The organism is Mesorhizobium sp. M7A.F.Ca.US.014.04.1.1, from assembly GCF_003998745.1.
Classification (GTDB): Bacteria; Pseudomonadota; Alphaproteobacteria; order Rhizobiales; family Rhizobiaceae; genus Mesorhizobium; species Mesorhizobium ciceri.
On record NZ_RZRW01001139.1, the window covers coordinates 1 to 991 of the forward strand.

At 63.4% G+C, this 991-nt stretch carries 1 protein-coding gene and 1 pseudogene; both read right to left on the reverse strand.

Translation table 11 applies throughout. The annotated features are described in order from the left end of the window. Positions 1-229 precede the first annotated feature (229 nt). Complete coding sequence (locus EOA22_RS35105; protein WP_063167934.1) at positions 230-835, reverse strand: ATP-dependent Clp protease proteolytic subunit; 606 nt, start codon at positions 833-835, stop codon at positions 230-232. A gap of 20 nt (positions 836-855) precedes the next feature. Further along, positions 856-991, reverse strand: a pseudogene (locus EOA22_RS39380) (ATPase); the annotation flags it as partial.

Here is a 991-nt window from a genome sequence, read left to right on the forward strand (position 1 = left end):
GGTCACGCCGGGCAGGGCGCTTTTTTGCGTCGACGGCGAACTGTCCTCTGCAAGAGCCGCGCCACTCACGAGACTGGCAAAAGCGAGCACCACGACGGCGATGACGGGGCGCAGTGGTCTGGAAGGATGAGTGTCGGTCATCCCAGGACTATAGTGGCGCGCCGCCGATGGAACCAGACCGGCATCGTCAAATCTTCGGCAGCCGGCCGGACTCCGCTCCGGCCCTGGCTTACGCCGCCTTTTTGCGCGTGTCGAAAACATGGTCGACGATGCCCCATGCCTGCGCCTCGCGGGCGGTCATGAAGTGGTCGCGGTCCAGCGTGCGCTCGACCTCTTCATAGGTACGGCCGCAATGCTGCGCGTAGAGCTCGGCCATGTGCCGTTTCGTCCTGCCGATGCGCTCGGCATGGCGCTGGATGTCGGAGGCCTGGCCCTGGAACCCGCCCAGCGGCTGATGCAGCAGGATGGTGGCGTTCGGCAGGGAAATCCGGCGCCCCGGTGTGCCTGCCATCAGCAGGAACGAGCCCATCGATGCCGCAAAGCCCATGCATACGGTCGACACCGGGCAGCTGATATATTGCATCGTGTCGTAGATGGCGAAACCACTGGTCACTACGCCGCCCGGCGAGTTGATGTAGAGCGAGATCTCCTTGTCGGGATTGTCCGATTCCAGCGACAAAAGCTGCGCGCAGACCAGCGCCGAGATGTCGTCGTTGATCTCGCCGTTGATGAAGATGATGCGCTCGCGCAGCAGCCGCGAAAAGATGTCGAAGGCGCGTTCGCCGCGGCTCGATTGCTCGATGACCATCGGCACCAGACTGGCAACACCGCTCATTTTTCTTCTCCGATTTTCTATTATGCCGCGCGCAGAAGGCGCGGTGCGTTCGCGGCGATGGGCTTTCCAATTGCGCGCAAACCGAGCGAAAGACGGCAGCCGGCGCCTGCCATGGCGATGGCCGGCATGGCCTTGCGGGCAAAACCGTCGTGGACG

Excerpts from the sequence above, each read along its gene's own strand:
- EOA22_RS35105 (WP_063167934.1), bottom strand. The coding sequence starts at position 835 with ATGAGCGGTGTTGCCAGTCTGGTGCCGATGGTCATCGAGCAATCGAGC.